The 24358-nt window shown below is 72.5% G+C and carries 24 protein-coding genes; 9 read left to right on the top strand and 15 right to left on the bottom strand.

From position 1 onward, the window contains the following. Window positions 1-122 precede the first annotated feature (122 nt). Window positions 123-866 carry a nucleopolyhedrovirus P10 family protein gene (locus tag ACH4F2_RS27605; protein ID WP_398135450.1) on the bottom strand — a complete coding sequence of 248 codons (744 nt, stop codon included), beginning with the start codon at window positions 864-866 and terminating at the stop codon, window positions 123-125. An 87-nt stretch (window positions 867-953) separates the two neighbouring features. Here ACH4F2_RS27605 and ACH4F2_RS27600 point away from each other — a divergent pair, with 87 nt between their 5' ends. From ACH4F2_RS27600 to amaP, 5 genes are read left to right on the top strand one after another with little or no spacing between them, the layout of a single operon-like run. Further along, the gene (locus ACH4F2_RS27600) at window positions 954-1436 is read left to right on the top strand and encodes an Asp23/Gls24 family envelope stress response protein (protein ID WP_398135449.1); all 483 of its coding nucleotides are present in this window, start codon (window positions 954-956) and stop codon (window positions 1434-1436) included. A 28-nt stretch (window positions 1437-1464) separates the two neighbouring features. Continuing rightward, window positions 1465-1650: a hypothetical protein gene (locus ACH4F2_RS27595; RefSeq protein WP_398135448.1), complete on the top strand. Its 186-nt coding sequence runs from the start codon at window positions 1465-1467 to the stop codon at window positions 1648-1650. Then, window positions 1647-2030, top strand: a complete 384-nt coding sequence (locus ACH4F2_RS27590) for a hypothetical protein (protein WP_398135447.1) — start codon at window positions 1647-1649, stop codon at window positions 2028-2030. Before ACH4F2_RS27595 ends, ACH4F2_RS27590 begins: the two co-directional genes overlap by 4 nt. Beyond that, a complete protein-coding gene (locus ACH4F2_RS27585) occupies window positions 2027-2674 on the top strand; it encodes a DUF6286 domain-containing protein (RefSeq protein WP_398135446.1) in 648 nt (215 codons plus the stop codon). The genes ACH4F2_RS27590 and ACH4F2_RS27585 overlap by 4 nt, the downstream gene beginning before the upstream one ends. Beyond that, window positions 2671-3258 carry an alkaline shock response membrane anchor protein AmaP gene (gene amaP, locus ACH4F2_RS27580; protein WP_398135445.1) on the top strand — a complete coding sequence of 196 codons (588 nt, stop codon included), beginning with the start codon at window positions 2671-2673 and terminating at the stop codon, window positions 3256-3258. The genes ACH4F2_RS27585 and amaP overlap by 4 nt, the downstream gene beginning before the upstream one ends. A 34-nt stretch (window positions 3259-3292) precedes the next feature. Here the strand turns inward: amaP and ACH4F2_RS27575 are convergent, their stop codons facing one another. From ACH4F2_RS27575 to ACH4F2_RS27535, 9 genes are all read right to left on the bottom strand, one after another. Then, window positions 3293-4048, bottom strand: coding sequence for an SDR family oxidoreductase (locus ACH4F2_RS27575; RefSeq protein ID WP_398135444.1), 756 nt, complete (start codon window positions 4046-4048; stop codon window positions 3293-3295). Window positions 4049-4052: 4 nt separating this feature from the next. Further along, window positions 4053-5840 (bottom strand): glycoside hydrolase family 15 protein, encoded by a 1788-nt coding sequence (locus tag ACH4F2_RS27570; RefSeq protein WP_398135443.1) that lies wholly within the window; start codon window positions 5838-5840, stop codon window positions 4053-4055. Between the two features lie 65 nt (window positions 5841-5905). Beyond that, the gene (locus tag ACH4F2_RS27565; RefSeq protein WP_398135442.1) at window positions 5906-6697 is read right to left on the bottom strand and encodes an SURF1 family protein; all 792 of its coding nucleotides are present in this window, start codon (window positions 6695-6697) and stop codon (window positions 5906-5908) included. 161 nt (window positions 6698-6858) lie between these two features. Continuing rightward, the gene (locus ACH4F2_RS27560; protein ID WP_398135441.1) at window positions 6859-7092 is read right to left on the bottom strand and encodes a hypothetical protein; all 234 of its coding nucleotides are present in this window, start codon (window positions 7090-7092) and stop codon (window positions 6859-6861) included. Window positions 7093-7193: 101 nt separating this feature from the next. Beyond that, window positions 7194-8192, bottom strand: coding sequence for a DEDDh family exonuclease (locus ACH4F2_RS27555; protein WP_398135440.1), 999 nt, complete (start codon window positions 8190-8192; stop codon window positions 7194-7196). Window positions 8193-8451: 259 nt separating this feature from the next. Further along, window positions 8452-9459, bottom strand: a complete 1008-nt coding sequence (locus tag ACH4F2_RS27550; RefSeq protein ID WP_398135439.1) for a CopD family protein — start codon at window positions 9457-9459, stop codon at window positions 8452-8454. 132 nt (window positions 9460-9591) lie between these two features. After that, the gene (locus ACH4F2_RS27545) at window positions 9592-10983 is read right to left on the bottom strand and encodes a CoA transferase (protein WP_398135438.1); all 1392 of its coding nucleotides are present in this window, start codon (window positions 10981-10983) and stop codon (window positions 9592-9594) included. Between the two features lie 600 nt (window positions 10984-11583). Beyond that, a complete protein-coding gene (locus ACH4F2_RS27540) occupies window positions 11584-13113 on the bottom strand; it encodes a S8 family peptidase (protein WP_398135437.1) in 1530 nt (509 codons plus the stop codon). Window positions 13114-13195: 82 nt separating this feature from the next. Continuing rightward, window positions 13196-14779, bottom strand: a complete 1584-nt coding sequence (locus ACH4F2_RS27535; protein ID WP_398135436.1) for a S8 family peptidase — start codon at window positions 14777-14779, stop codon at window positions 13196-13198. Window positions 14780-15044: 265 nt separating this feature from the next. Here ACH4F2_RS27535 and ACH4F2_RS27530 point away from each other — a divergent pair, with 265 nt between their 5' ends. The 3 genes from ACH4F2_RS27530 to moaA all read left to right on the top strand — a co-directional run bounded on the left by ACH4F2_RS27530 (window position 15045) and on the right by moaA (window position 18201). Next, the gene (locus tag ACH4F2_RS27530; RefSeq protein ID WP_375922535.1) at window positions 15045-15401 is read left to right on the top strand and encodes a DUF485 domain-containing protein; all 357 of its coding nucleotides are present in this window, start codon (window positions 15045-15047) and stop codon (window positions 15399-15401) included. Continuing rightward, complete coding sequence (locus ACH4F2_RS27525) at window positions 15398-17032, top strand: cation acetate symporter (RefSeq protein ID WP_398135435.1); 1635 nt, start codon at window positions 15398-15400, stop codon at window positions 17030-17032. The genes ACH4F2_RS27530 and ACH4F2_RS27525 overlap by 4 nt, the downstream gene beginning before the upstream one ends. Before the next feature lie 179 nt (window positions 17033-17211). Further along, the gene (moaA, locus tag ACH4F2_RS27520) at window positions 17212-18201 is read left to right on the top strand and encodes a GTP 3',8-cyclase MoaA (protein ID WP_398135434.1); all 990 of its coding nucleotides are present in this window, start codon (window positions 17212-17214) and stop codon (window positions 18199-18201) included. A gap of 31 nt (window positions 18202-18232) precedes the next feature. On the opposite strand, the gene ACH4F2_RS27515 is transcribed toward moaA, so the two are convergent. Both ACH4F2_RS27515 and ACH4F2_RS27510 read right to left on the bottom strand, forming a co-directional pair. After that, complete coding sequence (locus ACH4F2_RS27515; protein ID WP_398135433.1) at window positions 18233-18454, bottom strand: hypothetical protein; 222 nt, start codon at window positions 18452-18454, stop codon at window positions 18233-18235. 247 nt (window positions 18455-18701) lie between these two features. Then, on the bottom strand, window positions 18702-19100 hold the full coding sequence (locus tag ACH4F2_RS27510; protein ID WP_398135432.1) for a DUF3099 domain-containing protein: 399 nt from the start codon (window positions 19098-19100) through the stop codon (window positions 18702-18704). A gap of 260 nt (window positions 19101-19360) precedes the next feature. On the opposite strand from ACH4F2_RS27510, the gene ACH4F2_RS27505 reads away from it, so the two are divergent. Further along, entirely contained in the window at window positions 19361-19642 is a 282-nt protein-coding gene (locus tag ACH4F2_RS27505; protein ID WP_219186398.1) for a GlsB/YeaQ/YmgE family stress response membrane protein, read from the top strand. A 179-nt stretch (window positions 19643-19821) separates the two neighbouring features. Here ACH4F2_RS27505 and tyrS read toward each other — a convergent pair whose 3' ends face one another. From tyrS to ACH4F2_RS27490, 3 genes are all read right to left on the bottom strand, one after another. Then, the gene (tyrS, locus tag ACH4F2_RS27500) at window positions 19822-21090 is read right to left on the bottom strand and encodes a tyrosine--tRNA ligase (RefSeq protein ID WP_398135431.1); all 1269 of its coding nucleotides are present in this window, start codon (window positions 21088-21090) and stop codon (window positions 19822-19824) included. A gap of 61 nt (window positions 21091-21151) precedes the next feature. After that, window positions 21152-22546, bottom strand: a complete 1395-nt coding sequence (locus ACH4F2_RS27495) for a metallopeptidase TldD-related protein (protein WP_398135430.1) — start codon at window positions 22544-22546, stop codon at window positions 21152-21154. Further along, on the bottom strand, window positions 22543-24066 hold the full coding sequence (locus ACH4F2_RS27490) for a TldD/PmbA family protein (protein WP_398135429.1): 1524 nt from the start codon (window positions 24064-24066) through the stop codon (window positions 22543-22545). The genes ACH4F2_RS27495 and ACH4F2_RS27490 overlap by 4 nt, the downstream gene beginning before the upstream one ends. Window positions 24067-24358 lie beyond the last annotated feature (292 nt).

Genomic DNA, 24358 nt, shown 5'->3' with positions numbered 1-24358 from the left:
TGGCCCGCCGGCGCCGACCCGTGCAGGAGGGCGAACGGCGTGGCCGCCATCCGCTCGGCGCGTTGCGGCCCACCGCGTCGATCCGCCGGTCCGAGCCCGGGAACGGTCCAGAGCCGGCCCGCTCAGCCGACTTCCGTCACCAGTACCGCCACCGACGGGCGGTCCGGCAGGGCCTCGGCCACCGCGGCACGGACCCGCCGGGCCACCTCCACGGCCCGGTGGTCCGCGTCGACGGCCAGCTCCACCCGCACATGGCGACGCGGCAGGGCCGGCCCCAGCGGCACCTCCGTGACGTGGACCGGACGGCCCAGCGTCGCCGTCAGCCGGGCCACGCCCGGTACCGCCAGCGCGGCGCCGGCCGCACGGCCCTCGTCGCCGTCCCCAGGCACAACGGCCGGAGGGTGCCGCGGCTCGCGCCCGGGATCCGGGTCCGGCCCCGGTCCGGTGGCCGCGTCCAGCAAGGCCGTCGCCCGCAGGTCCACGTCGGTCACCGTCAGACCGAGCCCCCGCGTCGCCGCTGCCGCGAGTGCCGCACGCAGCCGGGCGGCCGTCACCGGCAGCGGCTCGGCCGGCGCCGCCGCGCCCTCGACGGTCGCCGCGAAGTCGGCCGTCACCCGCAGCGGGCCGGGCGACAGGGCGCCGGGCGGCGACGGTACGACCGGTTCGCCCGCGCCCTCCGGGCCTGCGGGCGCGATGCGCAGGCCGCCGGGACGCACACCCGTCACACCCCGGGCCGCGGCCAGCAGTACCTCCCGTGCCGCACGCTCGGCGATCCACGCGCCGTCCCGCGGCCCTCCCAGCGGCAGCAGCCTGCCGAGCCCCAGCCGCTCCCGCACCGTCCGCGTCCACTCGTCCGCCGTGGTCATTCCTCCAGCCTGCCGTATCCACGGCGCGCACCGCCGCGACCCCACCTACCGTGGTCACAGGACTACGACCGAAAGGGACGTACGACGATGAGCGACACGGAGAGCCACCGGGCCGGGCAGGAAACGATCGAGACCTCTGGGACGGTCAAGGCCCAGACGATTAGGCGGGGCGGTGGAGACCCCGGGACCAGAGGGCGGACCACCATCGCCGACGGCGTCGTGGAGAAGATCACCGGGATGGCCGCACGCGACGTCGTCGGTGTGCACGCCATGGGCAGCGGGATGTCGCGCACCTTCGGCGCCGTGCGCGACCGGGTGCCCGGCGGGACCAGGTCAGGGGTCACGCGCGGGGTGAAGGCGGAGGTCGGCGAGAAGCAGACCGCGCTCGATCTGGAGATCGTCGTCGACTACGGCGTGGCCATCGCGGACGTCGCCCGGGACGTGCGGGAGAACGTGGTCGCGGCGGTGGAGCGGATGACCGGCCTGGAGGTCGTCGAGGTCAACATCGCGGTGAGCGACGTGAAGCTGCCCGACGAGGAGGACGAGGAGCCGGAGCCCCGGATCAAGTGATCCGGGAGCGGACTGAGGGGAGCACACCATGAGCATGGCCGTGGTCGGCATGATCGTCGGCATGGCGCTGGGTTTCGCCGGGTATTTCGGCGGGTTCGGCGCCTTCCTGCTGGTGGCGGCCCTGGGCGCCGTCGGGTTCGTCGTCGGCCGCTTTCTGGAGGGGGACATGGACCTCGGTGACTTCCTCCGCTCCCGCGACGACCGGCGACGGTGACCGGCGTGAGCGGTGGGGCCGGTGAGCTCCCCGAAACCCCGGCCGTCGTGGAGCCGGGAGGGCGCGGTGCCACCCGGATCGCCGACCGGGTCGTCGCCAAGATCGCCGCCCGGGCGGCACGCGAGGCGGTCGGCCCGCTCCACCCGGACGCGGCACGCCCCTACGCCACCGTCGTCGTCCACCACGACACCGCTCACGTCCGGGTCCACCTCGAACTGGACTACCCGTGCGACGTCGGCGCCCGCTGCGGACAGGTGCGTCACCAAGTCGTCCAGCGGGTACGCACGCTGGTGGGCATGGCGGTGCCGGAGGTCGTGGTCGAGGTGGAGCGACTGCACCTGGCGGTGGAGTACGGCGCGCGACGGGGGAGGACCCGATGAGCGATCCCCGAGAACCCCGGGGCCCCGAGGGCGGCACGCGGCGTCTGACCGTCATGGAGCCCGGCACCGGGCCGCCGTCCGGGCCCGGCCCCGGCATCGGACCGGCCGGCCGTTTCTGGTCCCCGCGCCGCGTCCCCGCGGGCATCGTCGCCCTGTTGCTCCTGTTCGTCGCGGGCGCCTTCCTCTACGACGTCGCCGCCGTGCGCGCCGGCCGGTCCGCCCTCGGATGGCGCCGCGAACTGGCCCGGCAGCTCGCCGACCGGCCCCTCGACGACACGTGGGTCCTCGCCGGTGCGGGAGTCGCCGCGGTCCTCGGGCTCTGGCTGCTCGTCCTGGCCCTCACCCCCGGCCTGCGCAAGGTGCTCCCGATGCGGCGCACGCACCCGGACGTACGCGCGGGCCTCCACCGGGACGCCGCCGCGACGGTGCTGCGCGACCGGGCCATGGAGGTCGCCGGGGTGCAGTCGGCGCGGGTACGGGTGCGCCGGCGCGAGGCACGCGTGCGCGCGCGGTCGCACTTCCGGGAACTGGACGACGTACGGGCCGATCTGGACGGCGTGCTCCACGACGCGGCGCGCGGGCTGGGACTGGCCAGGCAGCCTGCCGTGACCGTGCGGGTGGCGCGGCCAGGACGGAAGGGGTGAGGGCGGTGCTCAGGACCGTCGACCGTGTGCTGCTCGGGCTCGTGGGCCTGGTCCTGTTCGCCCTCGGCGGCTCGGTACTGGTCATCGGCCTGGGTGCCTCCGCGCCGTCCTGGTGGATCCACGACGGGCCGCACGACGTGCTGCTCAGCGCGGCCGAGCGGACCCGGTGGCGGGACTTCGGCTGGTGGTGGCCGGCCGTCATCGCCGTACTCGCCGTCCTCCTGCTGTTCGCCCTGTGGTGGCTGGTCGCGGTGGTGCGCCGCCGCCGGCTCGCCGAGATCCTCGTCGACACCGGCGACGGCGACGGCGCGGTCCTGCGCGGCCGGGCCCTGGAGGCCGCCCTCGCCCAGGAGGCGGAACGGACGGACGGGGTCGAACGGGCCAAGGTCCGGCTCACCGGCCGGCGCGGCGCCCCGGCGGCCCGCGTCCGGCTGCTGCTGGCACCCCACGTGGACCCCGGCACCGCGCTGGACGAGCTCACCACCCATGCGCTGGCCCACGCCCGCGATTCCGCGAACCTCACGGCCCTTCCGGCGGAGGTCCACCTCCAGGGCGTCCAGCACGGGGCCGAGCGGGTCAGCTGACCCCGCGCGGGCCCCTCGTGCCGGCGCCGGACGCCTAGAACCCCTGCCGTACCCCGCCGTCCACCGGCAGCATCACGCCCGTCACGTACGACGCCGCGGGGGACAGCAGGAACGCCGCCGCGCGGCCGAACTCCTCCGGGGCGCCGTAGCGGCGCAGCGGGATGCGGGACTCGGCGGCTGCCCTGGTCGCCTCCGGGTCGGCGGACATGCCGTCCAGCTCACGCACCCGGTCCGTGTCGACGCGGCCCGGGAGGAGGCCGACGACACGGACGCCGCGCGGGCCCAGCTCGTCGGCGAGGGACTTGGCGAAGCCGGCCAGCCCCGGCCGCAGGCCGTTGGAGATGGTCAGGCCGGGAATCGGCTCGTACACCGAGCCCGACAGCACGAAGCCGATGACACCGCCCGGCTCCAGCTCCGCCGCCGCCGTCCGGGCCAGCCGCACCGCACCGAGGAACACCGACTCGAACGCCGCCTGCCACTGCTCGTCCGAGTTGTCGGCGACGAACCCGGGCGGCGGTCCGCCCACACTGACCAGTACGCCGTCGAAGCGGCCGAAGCGCTCACGGGCGGTCGCGACCAGCCGGCCGGCGGCCTCCGGGTCGGCGTTGTCCGCGGCCACCCCGACCACGTCCGGACCCAGCGCGGCCGCCGCCTCGGCGACGCTCCGCTCGTCCCGCCCCGTGACGACGACCTTCGCGCCGTCGGCGACCAGCTCGCGCGCGGCGGCGTTGCCCAAACCCCGGGTGGCTCCCGTGACGACGTACACGCGGTCCTTCAGTCCAAGATCCATGGCCCTATCCTGCCCCCTCGTCCCCGAACAGGGCGAGGGCGGTGTTCACCAGGCCGATGTGGCTGAACGCCTGAGGGTAGTTGCCGAGCTGGTGGCCGGAGACCGGGTCGTACTCCTCGGCCAGCAGCCCCACGTCGTTGACGAGCCCCACCAGCCGCTCGAACAGCTCCCGGGCCTCCTTCGTCCGACCGGTCGCGTGCAGCGCGTCCGCGTACCAGAAGGAGCACACCAGGAAGGTCCCCTCGCTGCCCGGCAACCCGTCCACGGGGTCCCCTTCGGTGCTGTACCGGCGCACCAGGCCGCCTCTGGTCAGTTCCTCACCGATCGCGTCGACCGTGCCGACGACCCGCGGATCGTCCGGCGGCAGGAAGCCCAGGCGCGGGATGAGCAGCAGTGAGGCATCCAGCTCCGGCGAGCCGTAGGACTGGGTGAAGGTGTTGCGCTCCGGGTCGTAGCCCTTCTCGCACACCTCGCGGTGCACCTCCTCGCGCAGCGCGCGCCACCGGTCCGGGTCCCCACCGCTCAGCTCGGGATGCTCCTCCAGCGTGCGCACCGCCCGGTCGAAAGCCACCCACGTCATCACCTTCGAGTGCACGAACTGCCGGCGCCCGCCGCGCACCTCCCACAGCCCTTCGTCGGGCTGCCGCCATGCCTCGGCCAGGAAGTCCATCAGGGCGCACTGCAGCTCCCACATCTGCGGCTGGGGGTGCATGCCCGCCAGCCGGGCCAGCGACAGCGAGTCCATGACCTCGCCGTACACGTCCAGCTGGAGCTGGTTCACCGCGTCGTTGCCGACCCGTACCGGTGTGGACCCGGCGAAGCCGGACAGCCACGGCAGCTCGAACTCCGGCAGCCGCCGCTCGCCCGCCAGGCCGTACATGATCTGCAGGTCCGCCGGGTTGCCCGCGACCGCGCGCAGCAGCCAGTCGCGCCAGGCCTCGGCCTCCTCCAGGTATCCGGCCGACAGCAAGGCGCCCAGGGTGAGGGTGGAGTCGCGCAGCCAGCAGAAGCGGTAGTCCCAGTTGCGTACGCCGCCCGGTTCCTCGGGCAGCGACGTGGTGGGGGCGGCGACGATTCCGCCGGTCGGCTTGTAGGTGAGCGCCTTGAGGGTGATCAGGGAACGGACGACGGCGTCCCGGTGCGGGCCGTCGTAGCCGCAGTGGGCGGCCCAGGCCCGCCAGTCCTCGACGCTGTGCTCCAGCGACACGTACGGGTCGATGAGCGGCGGGCGGGGCTCGTGCGAGGGGTGCCAGGTCAGGACGAACGCGACCTTCTCGCCCGCGGCGACGGTGAACTCCGCGTGGGTCCCGAAGTCCTGCCCCCAGCTGGGGACCTCGGGCTCGCTGCGCAGCCACGCCGAGTCCGGCCCGGCGACGGCGACCCGGTGCCCGTCGGCCCTGCGCATCCACGGCACGATCGAGCCGTGGTCGAAGCGCAGCCGGAGCACGCTGTGCACGGTGACCTCACCGCTCAGGCCCTCCACGACGCGTACGAGGTCCGGGGCGCGGTCGCGCTGGGGCATGAAGTCGGTGACCCGTACCGCGCCGCCCCCGGTCTCCCACTCGGTGTCCAGGACGAGGGTGTCCGGCCGGTAGGCGCGCCGTGTGCAGCGTTCGGCGCCCTTGGGCGCGATGCGCCAGTGACCGTTGTCCTCGTCGCCGAGCAGCTTGGCGAAGCAGGCGGCGGAGTCGAAGCGGGGCAGGCAGAGCCAGTCCACGGAGCCGTCCGTGCCGACCAGGGCCGCGGTCTGCTGGTCGCCGATGAGCGCGTAGTCCTCGATGTGGGGGTGCACGGCATTCCGTCTTCCCGACGGGAAGCCAAGCAATCGGAACCGCCCGTGAGCTCCCCGTCGGGCGGCTACACCGTGGCGGGTTCCGCCCGCGCCGGTTCGACGTCCTCGGCGGTCTCACGGTCGCGCTTCTCGCGACGGACCAGGAACCACCAGCCGACCGGCACGGCCGCGGCGAACAGCCACCACTGGATCGCGTACGCGAAGTTCAGCGCGGCGTCCTCGTTGCCGGGCCTGCCGATCCGCTCCGGGGTGTTGTCCTTCGGCTCCGGCTCGATCAGGACGACGTACCCGCCGAGCACCGGGGCGTGCAGGCGCTCGGCCTGCTGCTCACTGTTGATGAGCATGATCTGCCGGTCCGGCAGGCCCTCGAGGTCCTTGATGCCGCTTGCTTCGGTCGTCTCGTCGGGCATCAGCCGTCCGGTGACGGTGATCTCTCCCCGGGGCGGCGCGGGGACCTCGGGGAACGCGGTCTGGCTCGGGCCGTCCGCGGGGATCCAGCCCCGGTTGACCAGCAGGACCCTGCCGTCGTCCAGTACGAACGGGGTCAGCACGTGGTAGCCGATGTTGTCGTCGGAGTCGGTGCGGCGGCGTACGACGACCTCGCGGTCCGTGTCGAAGTGCCCCTTCGCGGTGACGGTGCGGTACCGCTCACGCGTGGTGATCTTCTTGCCGGGGGCGGTCAGCGACTGAGCGGGCACCGGGGCCGCGTCGAGTGCCCGCGCGACCAGGTCGTTCCGGGCGGTGCGTTCCTCGTAGCGGTCCATCTGCCAGAAGCCCAGCCAGATCATCGTGGGGATGAGCAGCACGGCGACCAGCGTGAGGATCACCCACTGGCGGGACAACAGGAAGCGGTACACGCGTCGACGGTACCTCGGCCGGGATCGGCCCTCGCGGGGAGGTCCCCGCGAGGGCCGATCCCGCGTCGGCGGGGAGCACGTTCGACATCAATGCCGCGGCGCGGGTTCAGCGACGGCTTCGCCCGGCTGCCACGCGAGGCCCGCGGGCCTTGCCGAAGCGCTCAGACCTTGTCGACGACCCCCACCCTCCCCTCGGCGCGGGCGCAGTGGGCGCCGCAGTACCAGTGGCCCTCGACCTCGACGCCCTGGCCGATGATCTGGACCCGGCAGTGCTCGCAGATGGGGGCCATCCGGTGGATCGCGCAGGCGAAGCAGTCGAAGACGTGCACCGCTCCCTGGGCGTGGACCTCGAAGGTCATTCCGTAGTTGTTGCCGCAGACTTCACATGTCGCCATGCGCCACAGGGTGAGCCGTCGCCGCGACGTGGGCGAGCGGACGCCGGGCGAGTCGCCCGGAATCACCCGTCCGTACGGCTCGGCCACGGCTCATGGACGGCTCACGTACCCGCTCGGCCGTCGGCGGGCTCGACGTCCGCGAGCAGCTGCCCGAACGCGGCCTCGTCCACCACCGGCGTGCCGTACTGGCGGGCCTTGACCACCTTCGACGTGCCCGAGTCCGGATCGTTGGTGACCAGCAGGCTGGTCAGCCGGGACAGGCTGGTGGCGACATGCAGTCCGGCCTCGGTCGCGCGGTCCTCCAGCAGGTCCCGCTCGACGGAGGTGTCACCCGAGAAGGCGATCCGCATGCCCTGTTTGAGGCGTTTGCCCTCTTCGTATCGGCCGGGGTTGGGATGGGGGCATGCGGGCCTTTTGCGGGAGGGGCGCCAACTGGTCTGCCGGTAGCCGCCGTAGCCCGCCTGCTGCCCGATCACGGGCGCGGGCCGGTCCGCCCACTCGGTCAGCGGCCGGCACTCGTGCAGCGGCAGCCGCACGCCGCCCGCCGCCGCGGCGAGCAGGCTCGGCCGGAACGCCTCCGCCAGCACCCGTGCGTCGTCCAGCGCGTGGTGCGCCCGCTGCTGTACGACGCCGAAGTGGGCGGCCAGCGACGCCAGCTTGTGGTTGGGCAGGGGCAGGCCCAGCTCCTTGGAGAGCGCGATGGTGCACAGCCGTTGACGCACGGGTGCCTCGCGCTTCGCGCGCGCGTACTCGCGGGCGATCATCTGCCAGTCGAAGACGGCGTTGTGCGCGACGAGTACCCGCCCGTCGAGCCGGGCCGCGAACTCCTCGGCGACGTCCGGGAAGAGCGGCGCCCCCCGGAGCACCTCGCTCGTCAGGCCGTGTATCCACACCGGGCCCGGGTCCCGCTGCGGATTGACCAGGGTGTACCAGTGGTCCTCGACCTCGCCGCGGGCGTCCAGCCGGTAGACGGCCGCGGAGATGATGCGGTCGTCGCGGGCCAGGCCGGTGGTCTCCACGTCAACGACCGCGTACCCCTGCGGATACGCGGCCGGCCACGTCGTGGCGGACGACGCTGCGGTCGTGTGGTCTTCGAGCATGGTCCATGAGGATACGGGCCGCGACTGACACTCCGGTCCGGCAGGTGCCCCGCGCCATCCCGGCGAAACGGTTCCTCCGCCAAGTTCCGCACGACGGGCAGGGGTTGCGAGGAGAACGCGCGAGGGGACGGCCGCGGTGCGTCGGTACGGGGCGGGTGACATGCCGGACGGCGCCTTCCCGCGTGTGACGCAACCCACGCACGACGAGCCCTGGCCGGCCGTGGAGCCGCCGGCCGCCCGGCGGGTCACGGGCGCGGGGTCACCACCGGATCGGTACCGGAAGGGCCGTCAGGAGTCCGGACACCGCGACGACCACCCCCAGGGCGACGACCTCCGCGCGCGCGGGGGAGCAGGCGGCCAGGGGATCGGCCGCGCGGCTCAGCCGGATCCTGGCCCACAGGGCGAGCGCCGCGACGGCGGCCACGAGAATCACCTTGGCGAGCAGGACCCGCCCGTACGCCGTGTCCGTCAGCTGGTCGACGATCGTGCCCGGCGGCATCCGGCGCAGCGAACTGCACACCCCCGTCGCCGTGATGGCCGCCAGCAGAACGGCCGCCACGCGCGCGTAGAGACCCAGCAGAGCCGGACCCGCCTCGGAGCCCCGCCACTGCCGCAGGGCCCGCAGCGCGTACAGCAGACCGCCCACCCACAGCGACGCGCACGTCAGATGGACGAGGGTCAGGCCGGAGCCGATCAGCGGGCTGTACTCGGTCGTGGGGTGCGCGCGCAGCGCCTCCGCGACGACCACGGCGGCCAGCGGCCAGACCTGGAGGCCCGGCCTGCGCGAGGTGGCGCACAGGCCGGCCGCGAGGAACGCGTTGACCTCCAGGAGCGCGAGCTTGCCGTCACGGGACTCGTAGAGGCCGCCGACGTCGATGTCGGCGACGCTGTCCGGCACCAGATTGCCCGTGGCCACGACCGACGCCAGACCGAGCGCCGCGACGAAGCCGGCGGCGGCCGCGTACGGCGACCAGCTGCGGGGCCGCTCGGGCGGCGCGCCGGGGAGCGACCGGGCCAGCCGGTTCACGAAGAGCTCGCCGGCCGGAACGCTCAGCGCGGCGAAGAGCACCGTGCGCAGCAGGGCTATGCCGCCGGTGCCGGGTGCTTCGGCCTCCCCGGTGCCGTGCAGGGCGGGGGACGGACCGAGGACGGGTATCAGCGCGGCCAGCACCACCAGCACGATCACGGCCGCGGTCCGGCCGGTACCGGAGGGCCGCGCGTGCCGTCCGGTGTCGGCGGTCCGGGACGGAGGTCTTGTCAAGGTCACCTCGAGATCTTCACCAGCTCCCCCAGATCCGGGCAAGTTCCGGAAAACAACTGGCGGACCGGCATTCCGTACATGAGGACGTTTTCGGCCGCCCTACGGTTCGGGAAGGCCGGGGAAGGGGTGAGTAACGCGTCACACCCATCGCGCGGCGTCCGCGCCCCACGGCCCCGGCGGCCGGGCCCAGTCGGCCGGGCCGCCCGTGAAGGACACCGGCGGCAGGGCGTACCGCAACCGCCCCGGCCGGCTGTCCCGCTCGGCGAGCCAGGGCTCCGGCCCCGGGTACGCCGCATCCCCGGCGCCGTCCGCGGCGTCCGGCCGGATCCCGTCCGTCAGCCAGCGAGCGGTCCGCGCCAGCGCCACCCGGACGTACCGGCTGCCGCCCTCGTACGTCTGCTCGGTCAGCGCCCGCAGCACCCCGGCCGCCAGCAGGTATCCGGTGCCGTGGTCGAGGGCCTGGGCGGGTAGCGCGCCCGGCCGCTCGGACGTCCCCTCCACCGCGGCGATCCCGGTGGCCACCTGCACCAGGCTGTCGAAGCCGCGCCGCCCGGCCCACGGCCCGTACGCGCCCCACGCCGACAGCTGCGCCACGACCAGCCCCGGCCTGCGCGCGGCGAGCGCCTCCGGGGAGAGCCCGAAGCGGTCCAGGGCCTCCGGCCGGTACCCGGTGACGACGACGTCGGCCGCGCCGAGCAGCTCCTCGAACGTCTCCCGGCCGTGACCGTCCGCCAGGTCCAGCGTCGTGGACCGCTTCCCGAAGCCCGTGTCGGCATGCTGGTCGGACAGTTCCGGAAGCCCCGGCGGATCCACGCGCAGCACGTCCGCACCGAGCAGGGCGAGCGTGCGGGTGGCGACCGGGCCCGCGATGACCCGGGTCAGGTCCAGGACACGCAGCCCGGCGGCGGGCAGCAGCGGAGACGACGAGGAGGAGGCGGGAACCGGCGTGCACACGCGCGCGTGCGACGCGTCCAGCCGTCCCCGCTCCACCAACGGCCGCCGGGCCACGGCCCCGCCCTGCCCGGACGCCGCCCACTGCTCGGGCGTCCGCAGCGCGACGGCCAGCCCGCCGGCCGCGTACACGGTCTCCTCGACCTCCCACGCGGACCGCCCGGCGAGCACCGACTCCACCGCGCCCACGTCCTCGGGCACGCCCAGCGCGCCGAGCAGCCGCTCCCGGTGATGGGGGTAGTTCGCGTGTGTCCGCACCCACCCGTCGGCCGTCCGCCACAGCCGCGACAGCGGTGCGAACGACACCGGCTCGCGCCCGCCGATCCGCAGGTGCCGCTCACTGGTGAAGGCCGTGGCGACAGCCCCGTCGTCCACCCGCACCCCGGGCACCTCCGCGAGCCCGGCCCGCCGCGCCCCCAGCTCGGCCGCGGCCAGCGCACACGCGCCGACACAGGCCCTCGCCGACTCCCGCACCTCGAGCCGCGCGTCGAGCGCCCCACGGCGCACGACCTCCGACACCCGGGACACCAGCGCGGGATCGCCCCCCAACGCCGACCACACCTGCTCGATGCCTCTCATGGGATCACTCTGCGGCGTCGGCTCCGCCGGCACCAGAGGTCGCCGACCACCTCAGCCGCACCTTCCTGCGCACGTCGGTGGGCCGCAGCTCCCACCCCTGGGCGAGGGCCGCCTCGGCGACGTACCGCCCACCCACGCCGCGGTAGTCACGACGCGGTATCGAGCACTCCAGGGGGGTTTCGGCTCCTGCGGTCCCTTCGCCTTCTGCAGTTCTTTCGTCTCCTGCGGTTCCTCAGTCTCCTGCGGAGCCGAGGCCTGGGCGGTCCAGTGGGCGACCCTCTTGTCGACGCGCGCCCTGTAGTACTCGGTGTCGCCCCTCGTGCCGCAGCTCCGGCCAGGTCACGCACCAGGAGCCCAGCCGCGCGATCGCGCCCAGGGTGTCGTCCATGAACCTCATGCAGCCGTCCCCGAAACCCTGCCAGAGCGCCGTGACCGCATCGGTGAACAAGCCCACCACGCGGCGAACCGCAGGGCCGACTGCCACCGCGGCCGGACCGGTTCGGGCGTCCAGGTCTTGTATCCCTCGTACACGCGCATCCTGCCGCACGCGCGAAGCGGGCCGGGAGGCTGCCCCAGGCCCGCTCCACGCGCGCGTGCCGGTTACCGGGTCACCGCGTCCAGCGCGTCGGCCGTGCCCCAGCCGTAGAAGCCGTTGCGGTTCTTCGAGCCCTCGCACACCGCGTCGGCCTTGCCGTCGCCGTCGATGTCGTACGGCTTGGTGCACGGCGTGGCGTCGGCCTGGGCGTACAGCAGGGCCTTGACCATGGCCGGGGAGGCGTACGGGTGCGTCGACCTGATCAGGGCGGCGACGCCCGCGACGTGCGGCGACGCCATCGACGTACCGGCCATGTAGCCCCACCTGCCGCCGGGCAGCGTGCCCAGGATCAGACCGCTGGTGGCGGGCGGCTCCGGCTTCTGGTACGCCGTCGAGTCACCGCCGGGCGCGGCGATGTCGATGACGCCGAGACCGTGGTTGGAGAAGGACGACTTGAGACCCTTGGCGCCGGTCGAGGCGACCGTCACGACGCCGGGCAGCTGGGTCGGGATGTCGAGGCACTCGGACGGGTCGACCACCCGGTCGCCGGGCGTGGTGTCGTTCGGGGACGACGGGTCGGTGATCTCGTCGGCCGCCAGGTCGTAGTTCTCGTTGCCGGACGCCGCGACGTTGACCGTGCCCTTGCGTTCCGCGTACCGCGAGGCGCGGGTGACGGCTTCCAGGAGCGCCTTCTGGTCCGGGTCGTTCTTGCAGTTGAAGTACCAGGGGTCGGTGTAATAGCTGTTGTTCGTCACGTCGACGTCGTGCTCGGCCGCCCACATGAAGCCGCAGACCACGGCTTCGGTGTAGAAGAAGCCGTCTGGGTTGGACACCTTGATGCCGGAGACCTTCACCCCGGGGGCCACGCCGGTCATGCCGACGCCGTTCTTGGCGGCGGCTATCTCCCCCGCCACGTGCGTGCCGTGCGGGCTCTCCGCCGCGCCCGGCCGCCAGGCGCCGTCGCTGGTGTCCGGCTTGCCGGAGACGCAGTTGACGGAGGCGTCCCGGTCGAAGTTCGGGGCGATGTCCGGGTGGGTGTCGTCGACGCCGGTGTCGATGACGGCGACGGTCACCTTCTCGCTGCCCAGCGACTTCTCGTGCGCCTTGTCCGCCTTGACGGCGGGCAGGTTCCACTGGAGGGGCTGCAGCGGGTCCTGCCCCTCGGCGGCCTCGGCCGCGGCGATCTCCTGGCTGCTGAGCACCTTCGGCGCGCCCGTGTCGGTCGTGGCGGCCGAGGGCAGCGGCGCCGTGCGGGTGGCACCGGCCGACTGCACGCCGCGCACCGTGCGGACGGTCTTGGCGAAGTCCGGGTTCGAGGAGTGGACGACGATCACGCCGATCCGGTCGTACGACGTCACGATCGTGCCGCCGGCCTTGGCTATCGCCCGCTTCACGTGCGCCGGGGGAGCGTGCCCGGGGCGGACGTTGACGACGTAGCTGAGTGACGACGACGAGTCGGCCGCGACCGCGGGGGCGGCCTGGGCGGCCTGGGCGGCGGAGGCCGGGACACCCGGCAGGAACGCGAGGGACGCGGCCACGGCCATGCCGGCCGGGATCGCGAGGGCGCGGCGGTGACGCGGGTGGAGCGCTGTCATGTGCGATGTCTCCAGTTGTTTCGAGGGACTTCGTGGACCTGGCGAGGACACGGGAGCGGGCCCGCGGAGCCGGGCGGGCGGATCACTTCACCGCGCGCAGCGCGTTGACGATGCCGAAGCCGTAGAAGCCGTTGACCCGCTTGCCGCCCTCGCACGTGGCGTCCTGCGCGCCGTCGCCGTCCTGGTCGTAGGAGGCCGGGCAACCGGGGTTGTCCGCCTGGGCCTTCAGCAGCCACTGCAACTGCGCCGGGGACGCCCAGGGGTGCTTCGACTTCAGCAGCGCGGCGACGCCCGCGGCGTGCGGCGAGGCCATCGAGGTGCCCTGGAGCCAGGCGTACTCGTTGTTCGGCATGGTCGACAGGATGCGGCCGTTCTTCGACGGCGTGTCCGGGATCTGGTAGCGCGCGTCGCCGCCCGGCGCCGCGATGTCGACGACACCGTTTCCGTACGTGGAGTAGTACGACTTCTCCTCGTCCACGCCCGTCGCGCTGACCGTCACGATGCCCGGCAGCTGGGTCGGCACGTCGAAGCACTCGTGCGGGTCGATGGTCCGCGTCACCGGAGTGGTGTCGTTCGGGCTGGAGTCGTCGACGATCGCGTCCGCGTCCAGGTCGTGGTTGGAGTTGCCCGCGGAGGCGAGGTGCAGGGTGCCCTTGCGCTGGGCGTACAGCTGGGCCCGGTTGACCGCGTCGACGATCGCGCGCTGGTCGGGGTCGTCCATGCAGTTGTACAGCCAGGGGTCCACGTAGTAGCTGTTGTTCGTGATCTCGACGCCGCGGTCGGCGGCGAACATGAACGCGCACACGACGTTCTCGGGGTAGAAGAGCCCGTTGTCCGGGTCGCTCACCTTGATGCTCGACACCTTCACGCCCGGCGCGACGCCGGCGACGCCGATGCCGTTGCGGGCGGCGGCTATCTCACCGGCCACATGGGTGCCGTGGTAGTCCTCGGCGGTGTACGGCCGCCAGGCGCCCTCACTGGTGTCGGCCTTGCCGCCGACGCAGTTGGCGGACTGGGAGGCGGAGAAGTTCGGGGCGAGGTCGGGGTGGGTGTCGTCGACGCCGGTGTCGATCACGGCGACGGTGACCCTGGAACTGCCCGGGTTGATCTTCGCGGCCTTGTCGGCGCCTATCGCGCGCAGGTCCCATTGGTCCGCTTCCAGCGGCTCGCCGGCCCCCGCGGCCTCGGACGCCCGCGCGGTCCTCGCGGCCTGCTCGCCGGTGAGCATCCGGGCGGCGCCCTCGTCCGTCGTCCCGGCGGCGGTCAGCGGCGCGGTGCGGGTCGCGCCCGCCGACTGGACCCCGCGCGCCTTCCGTATCCGCTCACCGAAGCCCGGGTTCGCCGAGTGGACGACGATGACGCCTATCTTCTGGTACGTGGCCACGACGCTGCCGTCGGCCTCGGCTATCGCGCGCTTCACCGACGCGATCGTGCGGTGGTCCGTCTTCGTGTTGACGACGTACGCCAGGCTCGGAGCGTCCCCGGCCCGCGCGGCCTCCGCGGCGGCTCCCGCCCGCGGTGCGGCAGAGGCGGCCGCCGGCAGGAAGCCGAGCGACGCGGTCAGCGACAGCACGACGGGCACGGCGAGGGCGAGTCGCCGTCTGGGACGCGAGGACCGCGACGGACGCGGGGAACGCGACGAACGCGGCGCATGCGAATGATCCATGGGGTCTCCACATCATCCGGAAACGAAACCGGCCCGAGACACAGGTGGTGCTCGGGCAGGTACATGACGGAGTGGTGCAGGGCGAAGCTATCCCCCGCAGTCCCTGGCCAGCAATGACCCGCCACGCACGACTTCGGAAAGTGCTCCGGGTGTTGAACCGGTCCCCGTGGGGCGCCGTGTCGTTGGACAGGGAGCCCGAGCACGATCAGGCCCCCGTGAGAACACCGAGGTCCAAGCCGTCATGTCCGTCGTACGAGGAGACTCCGTGGCCACCGACGCACCGCCCCCCTCGAAAGAGGAACGCCCACTTCCCTCCGCCGAGGAGTTCTCCGAAGTGCAGCAGAGCGCTGAGTTCGCCGAACTGCGCCGCTCCTTCCGCTCCTTCGCCTTCCCGCTGACGATCGCCTTCGTGGCCTGGTACCTGCTGTACGTGCTGCTGTCGAACTACGCCGGCGGCTTCATGGGCACCAAGCTGTTCGGCAACATCAACGTCGCCTTCGTCTTCGGCATCGCCCAGTTCGTCACCACGTTCCTCATCGCCTGGTGGTACTCGCGGTACGCCGCCGCGAAGCTCGACCCCAAGGCAGAGGCCATCAAGTCCCGGATGGAGGGCGGCGCATGAGCCCCGCACAGACCGTTCTCGCGGCCGAACTCGCCGCCAACGAGGCCAGCGAGCACCGCCCGCTCATCATCACGCTCTTCGCGGTCTTCGTCCTCGCGACGCTCGGCATCACCGTCTGGGCGGGCCGCCAGACCAAGGACGCCGCCGACTTCTACGCGGGCGGCCGGTCGTTCAGCGCCTTCCAGAACGGCCTCGCCGTCTCCGGCGACTACATGTCCGCCGCTTCCTTCCTCGGTATCGCGGGCGCCATCGCCCTCTTCGGCTACGACGGCTTCCTCTACTCCATCGGCTTCCTGGTCGCCTGGCTGGTCGCCCTGCTGCTGGTCGCCGAACCGCTCAGGAACTCCGGCCGGTACACCATGGGCGACGTCCTCGCGTACCGCATGCGCCAGCGCCCGGTCCGCACCGCCGCCGGCACCTCCACGATCGTCGTCTCGATCTTCTACCTGCTGGCCCAGATGGCGGGCGCGGGCGTCCTGGTCTCGCTGCTGCTCGGCATCACCTCCGACGCGGGCAAGATCCTCATCGTCGCGCTCGTCGGCGTCCTGATGATCGTCTACGTCACGATCGGAGGCATGAAGGGCACCACCTGGGTCCAGATGGTCAAGGCCGTGCTGCTGATCGGCGGCACCCTCCTGATCACCTTCCTGGTGCTGCTGAAGTTCGACTTCAACATCTCCGACCTGCTCGGCAAGGCCGCCGAGAACAGCGGCGCGGGCGCCGCCTTCCTGGAGCCCGGCCTCCAGTACGGCGCGAGCGGCACCACCAAGCTCGACTTCATCTCCCTGGGCATCGCCCTGGTCCTCGGCACCGCCGGCCTGCCGCACATCCTGATCCGCTTCTACACGGTGCCCAACGCCAAGGCCGCCCGTAAGTCCGTGAACTGGGCGATCGGCATCATCGGCGCCTTCTACCTGATGACCATCGCCCTCGGCTTCGGCGCGGCGGCGCTCGTCGGGAAGGACGAGATCATCGCGTCCAACCCGTCCGGCAACACGGCCGCGCCACTGCTCGCCCTGCACGTGGGCGGCGTCGACTCGGCCTGGGGCGCGATCCTGCTGGCCACCATCTCGGCGGTGGCCTTCGCGACCATCCTCGCCGTGGTCGCAGGCCTCACCCTCGCCTCGTCCTCGTCCTTCGCGCACGACATCTACGCCAACGTGATCCGCAAGGGCCAGGCCACCGACAAGGAGGAGATGAGGGCCGCCCGCTGGGCGACCGTCTTCATCGGCATCGTCTCCATCGCGCTCGGCGCCCTCGCCCGCGACCTGAACGTGGCCGGCCTGGTCGCCCTGGCCTTCGCCGTCGCCGCGTCCGCCAACCTGCCGACCATCCTCTACAGCTTGTTCTGGAAGCGGTTCACCACCCAGGGCGCCCTGTGGTCGATCTACGGCGGTCTGATCGTCGCCGTCGGCCTGGTGCTGTTCTCGCCCGTGGTCTCCGGCGACCCCAAGGCGATGTTCCCCGACGTCGACTTCGCCTGGTTCCCGCTGAAGAACCCGGGCATCATCTCCATCCCGTTCGGCTTCCTCATGGGCTGGCTCGGCACGGTCCTGTCCAAGGAGAAGGCCGACGAGGCCAAGTACGCGGAGCTGGAGGTCCGGTCCCTGACCGGCACCGGAGCGCACTGAGCCCCGCACCGGGCCCCGCACCGGGCCACTGTGGACGCGGCCGCTCGTAGATCTCTACGACGCGGCCGCGTCGCACGTCGTGGGATCGGGCCGCTGTCGATGTCGGACCCGTCACGTAGGCTCGCAGGTGTCGGAGGGGAGAAGTGCTCCGCCGATCCACGTCGAGGGAGGGGGCCCACGTGCTCATCGACACCTACGGCCGAGTGGCCACCGACCTGAGGGTCTCGCTGACCGACCGCTGCAATCTGCGCTGCACCTACTGCATGCCCGAAGAGGGCCTGCAGTGGCTGGCCAAGCCCGACCTGCTCACCGACGACGAGATCGTCCGCCTCATCGGCATCGCCGTCACCTCCCTCGGTATCGAGGAGGTCCGCTTCACCGGCGGGGAGCCCCTGCTGCGTCCGGGCCTGGTCGGCATCGTCGAGCGCGTCGCCGCCCTGGGGCCGCGCCCCCAGATGTCCCTCACGACCAACGGCATCGGCCTGCGCCGCACGGCGCCGGCCCTGAAGGCCGCGGGCCTGGACCGGGTCAACGTCTCGCTGGACACCCTGCGCCCGGACGTCTTCAAGACCCTCACCCGCCGGGACCGCCACAAGGACGTCCTGGAGGGACTGGAAGCCGCCCGCGAGGCCGGGCTGACCCCGGTCAAGGTGAACTCGGTCCTGATGCCGGGACTCAACGCCGACGAGGCCCCCGACCTGCTGGCCTGGGCCGTCGAGCACGACTACGAGCTGCGCTTCATCGAGCAGATGCCGCTGGACGCCCAGCACGGCTGGAAGCGCGAGGGCATGGTCACCGCCGGTGACATCCTGACCTCCCTGCGCACCCGTTTCGAGCTGACAGCCGAGGGATCCGACGAGCGCGGCTCCGCCCCCGCCGAGCGCTGGCTCGTGGACGGCGGCCCGCACCGCGTCGGCGTCATCGCCTCCGTCACCCGCCCGTTCTGCTCGGCCTGCGACCGCACCCGCCTGACCGCCGACGGCCAGGTGCGCACCTGTCTCTTCGCCCGCGAGGAGACCGACCTGCGCGCCGCCCTGCGCTCCGACGCCCCCGACGAGGAGATCGCCCGCCTCTGGCGACTGGCCATGTGGGGCAAGAAGGCCGGCGCCGGCCTCGACGACCCGGCCTTCGTCCAGCCCGACCGGCCGATGTCGGCGATCGGAGGCTAGGGCAGGCCCGCGGCAACCCCGCAGTCAGGCACTAGGAGCCCGCGGGGGCTTCCCAGTCGGCCAGCGGGACCACGTCCTTCAGGAAGCCCCGTACTCCGAGGAACTGGGACAGATGCTCCCGGTGCTCGTCGCACGCGATCCACGTCTTGCGGCGCTCCGGCGTGTGGATCTTCGGGTTGTTCCATGCCAGCACCCACCCGGCGGCGGTGCGACAGCCCTTGGCGGAGCAGATCGGGGTGGTTTCGTCACTCACAGCTTCGTCTCACAACTACCGGAAAAACCTACGGAACAACCGCGGATACGACCGCGGGACAACCACGGAAAAAGGCGACGCCGAGCAGCCACGGGGGGAGCTGCCCGGCGTCGGTCCGTCGCTCCGACGGGGGATGCGGAGCGAGTACGAAGTATGTCACGGGTCACCCATGGCCCGGCACCGGAACAACACGATTCATCTGAGCATTTCTTCGGCGCCTGGCGCGGAACCGACGCTCCCCCCGCGGTCACGTCCGGCCGTGCGACTCACCGGCCGCGCCCGGCGCCGGATCGGCCACGGCGTCCTCCGGGACGGATTCCGCCGGGCCGTCGCCGGCCCGCGGGGGCATGATCATCGGGGGCGTCGGCGCCGTCACGAACGTCGACGGCAACGATGGCGCGTTCTCACGTCCGGCGTTGGCGATCACGACCGCGATGTACGGCAGGGCAGCCCCGAGGATCAGGGCCACGATCGCGACGTGCCGTTCCACGTTCCACAGACAGACCGCGAGGATCACCGCCAGCGTACGGACCGACATCGAGATGATGTACCGGCGCTGCCGCCCGCGCACATCCTCCTGGAGGCCCGTCCGGGCCCCGGTGATCCGGAACACCTCGGCACTGCCGCCGGCACTCTGCTTCCGCATCTGGTTCCACCATCCGCCCGCATCGGACTCTCCCCGCCCCGCTCCCGTCCGCGGCCGCTCGGGGACTCCGGTCCCGGACAGCTCTCACGTTACGCCGCACCTGCGCCGCTTACGAGACCGGGGCACCCTGGTGCCGCGCGCACGGACTGCGCCCGACCGCGTAGTCCGGTACCCCGTTCGGCCGTACCCGGCATGCGCCGTACGCGGTGCGGCCGAAGACTGGCGGTAATGCTCGCGTAGAGCCGTATGAGGAGGCAGTCATGGGCTGGTTGTGGGCCATCATCGTCGGATTCGTGCTCGGTCTGATAGCCAAGGCGATCATTCCCGGGAAGCAGCACAGCCCTCTGTGGCTGACCACCATCTTCGGCATGCTCGGCGCCATCGCGGGCAACGCGATCGCGCGGGCGGCCGGCGTGGACGCGACCTCCGGCATCGACTGGTGGCGGCACGTCTTCCAGCTGGTGGCCGCGATCATCATCGTCGCCGTGGGCGACGCGATCTACATGGCGGTGCGGGGCAACAAGCGGCGCGAACGGGCCTGACGGCCGGACGGGCCCTACGGTCCCCGGGCGCGAACGGGCCGGACGGGCCCTACGGCCCGCGCGACCCCAGTACGCCGACGGGGCGGCCCCCGGCAGCCGCAAGGCACCGGAAACCGCCCCTCGTACACGCGCCGAGGCGCGGGCCGTACGCGCGCTCAGGCGCGGGCCGCTACGCGCGCTCAGGCGCCGGTGACCTCCACCGCGGCCAGGTTCTTCTTGCCGCGGCGCAGCACCAGCCAGCGCCCGTGCAGCAGGTCCTCCTCGGCGGGGACGGCGTCCTCGCCGGTGACCTTGGCGTTGTTCACGTAGGCGCCGCCCTCCTTGACCGTCCGGCGCGCGGCGGACTTGCTGGCGACCAGGCCGACCTCGGCGAACAGGTCGACGACCGGGCCCAGCTCGGTGACCTCGACGCGCGGCACCTCGGAGAGGGCAGCGGCCAGCGTCCGGTCGTCCAGCTCCGCCAGGTCGCCCTGGCCGAAGAGGGCCCTGGACGCGGCGATCACGGCGGCGGTCTGGTCGGCGCCGTGCACCAGCGTCGTCAGCTCCTCGGCCAGCGCGCGCTGCGCGGCCCGGGCCTGCGGACGCTCCTCGGTCTGCCGCTCCAGCTCCTCCAGCTCCTCGCGGGACCGGAACGACAGGATGCGCGAGTACGTCGAGATGTCCCGGTCGTCCACGTTCAGCCAGAACTGGTAGAACGCGTACGGCGTGGTCATCTCCGGGTCGAGCCAGACGGCGCCGCCCTCGGTCTTGCCGAACTTGGTGCCGTCCGCCTTGGTCATCAGCGGCGTCGCGTAGGCGTGCGCGGTGGCGTCCGGCTCCAGGCGGTGGAGCAGGTCCAGGCCGGCCGTGAGGTTGCCCCACTGGTCGCTGCCGCCCTGCTGCATCGTGCAGCCGTACCTCCGGTAGAGCTGGAGGAAGTCCATCGCCTGGAGCAGCTGGTAGCTGAACTCCGTGTAGCTGATGCCCTCGGAGGACTCCAGGCGCCGGGCGACGGAGTCCTTGGTCAGCATCTTGTTGACCCGGAAGTGCTTGCCGATGTCCCGCAGGAACTCGATCGCGGAGAGCCCCTCGGTCCAGTCGAGGTTGTTGACCATCACGGCCGCGTTCTCGCCCTCGAAGGACAGGAACGGCTCGATCTGGCCGCGCAGCCGCTCGACCCAGCCCGCGACGGTCTCCGGCGAGTTCAGCGTGCGCTCGGCGGTCGGGCGCGGGTCGCCGATCTGGCCCGTCGCGCCGCCGACCAGCGCCAGCGGCCGGTGACCGGCCTGCTGGAGCCGGCGCACGGTGAGCACCTGCACCAGGTGCCCCACGTGCAGGGACGGCGCGGTCGGGTCGAAGCCGCAATAGAACGTGACGGGACCGTCCGCGAGAGCCTTGCGCAAAGCGTCCTCGTCGGTGGACTGGGCGAACAGCCCGCGCCACTTCAGCTCGTCGACGATGTCCGTCACGGTTCTCGTGTCTCCTACGTGCTCATGATCTTCGGCAGTCGGGTGACAGCCGACTACGAGGTTATACGCCCTGGCTGACAGAGCTCATATTGAAATCGGGGACGCGCAGCGCCGGCATCGCGGCCCTGGTGAACCAGTCGCCCCATTCCCTGGGCAGCGTCTTCTCCGTGCGCCCGGCCTCCGAGGCCCGGCCCAGCAGATCCACCGGCGACTCGTTGAAACGGAAGTTGTTCACCTCGCCGACGACCTCGCCGTTCTCGACGAGATAGACGCCGTCCCGGGTCAGCCCGGTCAGCAGCAGCGTGGCCGGGTCGACCTCGCGGATGTACCAGAGGCAGGTCAGCAGCAGCCCGCGCTCGGTGGACGCGACCATCTCCTCCAGGGAGCGGTCGGTGCCGCCGTCCAGGATCAGGTTGCCGATCGCCGGGGCCACCGGCAGCCCGGTCAGCCCGGCGCTGTGCCGGGTGGTCGTCAACCGGTGCAGCTCGCCCGCGCGGACCCAGTCGGTGGCCGCCACCGGCAGCCCGTTGTCGAACACGGACTGGTCACCGCCCGAGGAGTGCGCGACCACGAACGGCGCGCTCTCCAGACCCGGCTCGTGCGGATCGCTGCGCAGGGTCAGCGGCAGCTCGCCGAGCCGCTCGCCGACGCGCGTGCCGCCGCCCGGCTTGGAGAACACCGTGCGTCCTTCGGCCGCGTCCCGGCCCGAGGACGACCAGAACTGGTAGATCAGCAGGTCCGCGACCGCGGTCGGCGGCAGCAGCGTCTCGTACCGGCCCGCGGGCAGCTCCACCCGCCGCTCGGCCCAGCCGAGCCGTACGGCCAGTTCGGCGTCGAGCGCGGCCGGGTCGACGTCCTTGAAGTCCCGGGTGGAGCGCCCCGCCCACGCCGACCGGGTGCGGTCCGGCGACTTGGCGTTCAGCTCCAGCGTGCCGGTGGGCTGGTCGTGCCGCAGCCGCAGCCCCGCCGACGTACCCACGTACGTCGACGTCAGCTCGTGGTTGGCGAAGCCGTACAGCTCCCGGCCGCCCGCCCGCGCGCGTGCGAAGGCCTCTCCGAGGGCCGGCGCGAAGTCGGCGAACACGGCCGACGAGGTCTCGGCGGGCGCGTCGGTGAAGTCGGGCGAGGCCGGCACGTCCGTGACCAGCGGCTGCGCGTCCTCGGCCGGTCCGGCGCCGCGCGCGGCGGCCTCCGCGGCCCGCACCAGATGCTCCAGCTCGTCCACGGTCACCGCCGAGCGCGACACGACCCCGGACGCCGTGCCCTCGCGCCCGTCCACGGTGGCGACGACGGTGAGCGTGCGCCCGCGCGTGACGCCGTTGGTGGTGAGCGCGTTGCCCGCCCAGCGCAGGTTGGCGGTGGACTCCTCGTCGGCGATGACGACACACCCGTCCGCCCGGGACAGCTCCAGCGCCCGCTCGACGATCTCGTGCGGCTTGCCCGTGCGCGCGCTCATCGACCGGCCTCCTGAGTGGTGTTGAGGATGTTGACTCCCTTGAAGAGGGCGGACGGGCAGCCGTGCGACACGGCCGCGACCTGCCCCGGCTGGGCCTTGCCGCAGTTGAAGGCGCCGCCCAGGACATACGTCTGAGGGCCGCCGACGGCCGCCATGGATCCCCAGAAGTCGGTGGTCGTCGCCTGGTAGGCCACGTCCCGCAGCTGACCGGCGAGCCGCCCGTTCTCGATCCGGAAGAACCGCTGCCCGGTGAACTGGAAGTTGTAGCGCTGCATGTCGATGGACCAGGACCGGTCACCGACGACGTAGATCCCGTGCTCCACGCCCCCGATCAGGTCCTCGGTGGACAGCCCGCCCGGATCCGGCCGCAGCGACACGTTGGCCATGCGCTGCACGGGCACATGGGCGGGGGAGTCGGCGTAGGCGCATCCGTTGGACCGCTCGAACCCGGTGAGCCTCGCGATCCGCCGGTCCAGCTGGTAGCCCACCAGCGTGCCGTCCTTCACCAGGTCCCAGGACTGTCCCTCGACGCCCTCGTCGTCGTACCCGATGGTGGCCAGGCCGTGTTCGGCGGTGCGGTCGCCGGTGACGTTCATCAGCTCCGAGCCGTAGCGCAGCCTGCCGAGCTGGTCGAAGGTGGCGAAGGAGGTGCCGGCGTAGGCGGCCTCGTAGCCGAGGGCGCGATCCAGCTCGGTGGCGTGCCCGATGGACTCGTGGATGGTCAGCCACAGGTTCGAGGGGTCGACGACCAGGTCGTACAGGCCCGCCTCGACGCTCGGCGCCCGCATCTTCTCGGCCAGCAGCTCCGGGATCTCGGCCAGCTCGGCGTCCCAGTCCCAGCCGGTGCCGGTCAGGTACTCCCAGCCGCGTCCGGCGGGCGGCGCGAGGGTGCGCATGGAGTCGAACTCGCCGCTGGAGCCGTCCACCGAAACGGCGGTGAGCACCGGGTGCAGCCGCACCCGCTGCTGCGTGGTCACGCTCCCGGCGGTGTCGGCGTAGAACTTGTTCTCGTGCACGGTGAGCAGCGAGGCGTCGACGTGGTCGACCCCGTCGGCCGCCAGCAGCCGCGCGCTCCAGTCGGCCAGCAGGGCCGACTTCTCCGGGTCCGGCACGGTGAAGGGATCGACCTCGTACGACGAGACCCACGTCCGGTCGGCGTGCACGGGCTCGTCGGCGAGCTCGACGCGCTCGTCGGACCCCGCAGCCTTGATCACCTGCGCGGACAGCTTCGCCATCGCCACCGCCTGGGACGCCACCTTGGCGGCGGCGTCCATCGTCAGGTCCACACCGGACGCGAACCCCCAGGTTCCGCCGTGCACCACGCGCACCGCGTACCCGAGGTCGGTGGTGTCGGAGGACCCGGCGGGCCTGGCGTCCCTGAGGCGCCAGGAGGCGCTGCGCACCCGCTCCAGCCGGAAGTCGGCGTGCTCGGCGCCGAGCGCACGCGCGCGGGCGAGCGCGGCGTCGGCGAGGGCGCGTAGGGGGAGTGCCGTGAAGGCTTCGTCGATGCTATGAGGCACGGGGGAGATCCCTTCGGGCGCTTGCCTGTGGTGACCATCGGTGGCAATGAACTGGCAGTGAACCACGTCTCACTCAACGGGCCCTCGGAAAAAGTGATGCCTGCGGGCGTGAGACCCGACTGAATCAGGGGTGTGCCCAAGGGGCGTCGACTGTAGGGACCTGACAGTCAGCCCCGTGAGCCACTGTGGGTGCCCGAGTCTTTGCGCAGGGGCGGGGACCGATAGGTTTCCGAGGAAGCCGCCTGTCATCGCCGCCCGTCAACCGGGTGTTCGGGCGGGTACCAGACCGCTA

Source organism: Streptomyces sp. NPDC017890 (assembly GCF_044328675.1).
Taxonomy (GTDB): Bacteria; Actinomycetota; Actinomycetes; order Streptomycetales; family Streptomycetaceae; genus Streptomyces.
The sequence above is the reverse complement of the archived record's forward strand: the minus strand, read 5'-3'. Positions and strand labels throughout refer to the sequence as shown.

Bases quoted from the DNA above. Each gene is read 5' to 3' on its own strand.
- ACH4F2_RS27605 (WP_398135450.1), bottom strand. From the start codon at position 866: ATGACCACGGCGGACGAGTGGACGCGGACGGTGCGGGAGCGGCTGGGG.
- ACH4F2_RS27600 (WP_398135449.1), top strand. From the start codon at position 954: ATGAGCGACACGGAGAGCCACCGGGCCGGGCAGGAAACGATCGAGACC.
- ACH4F2_RS27595 (WP_398135448.1), top strand. From the start codon at position 1,465: ATGAGCATGGCCGTGGTCGGCATGATCGTCGGCATGGCGCTGGGTTTC.
- ACH4F2_RS27585 (WP_398135446.1), top strand. From the start codon at position 2,027: ATGAGCGATCCCCGAGAACCCCGGGGCCCCGAGGGCGGCACGCGGCGT.
- ACH4F2_RS27575 (WP_398135444.1), bottom strand. From the start codon at position 4,048: ATGGATCTTGGACTGAAGGACCGCGTGTACGTCGTCACGGGAGCCACC.
- ACH4F2_RS27560 (WP_398135441.1), bottom strand. From the start codon at position 7,092: ATGGCGACATGTGAAGTCTGCGGCAACAACTACGGAATGACCTTCGAG.
- ACH4F2_RS27555 (WP_398135440.1), bottom strand. From the start codon at position 8,192: ATGCTCGAAGACCACACGACCGCAGCGTCGTCCGCCACGACGTGGCCG.
- ACH4F2_RS27545 (WP_398135438.1), bottom strand. From the start codon at position 10,983: ATGAGAGGCATCGAGCAGGTGTGGTCGGCGTTGGGGGGCGATCCCGCG.
- ACH4F2_RS27540 (WP_398135437.1), bottom strand. From the start codon at position 13,113: ATGACAGCGCTCCACCCGCGTCACCGCCGCGCCCTCGCGATCCCGGCC.
- ACH4F2_RS27535 (WP_398135436.1), bottom strand. From the start codon at position 14,779: ATGGATCATTCGCATGCGCCGCGTTCGTCGCGTTCCCCGCGTCCGTCG.
- ACH4F2_RS27525 (WP_398135435.1), top strand. From the start codon at position 15,398: ATGAGCCCCGCACAGACCGTTCTCGCGGCCGAACTCGCCGCCAACGAG.
- ACH4F2_RS27510 (WP_398135432.1), bottom strand. From the start codon at position 19,100: ATGCGGAAGCAGAGTGCCGGCGGCAGTGCCGAGGTGTTCCGGATCACC.
- ACH4F2_RS27505 (WP_219186398.1), top strand. From the start codon at position 19,361: ATGGGCTGGTTGTGGGCCATCATCGTCGGATTCGTGCTCGGTCTGATA.
- ACH4F2_RS27495 (WP_398135430.1), bottom strand. From the start codon at position 22,546: ATGAGCGCGCGCACGGGCAAGCCGCACGAGATCGTCGAGCGGGCGCTG.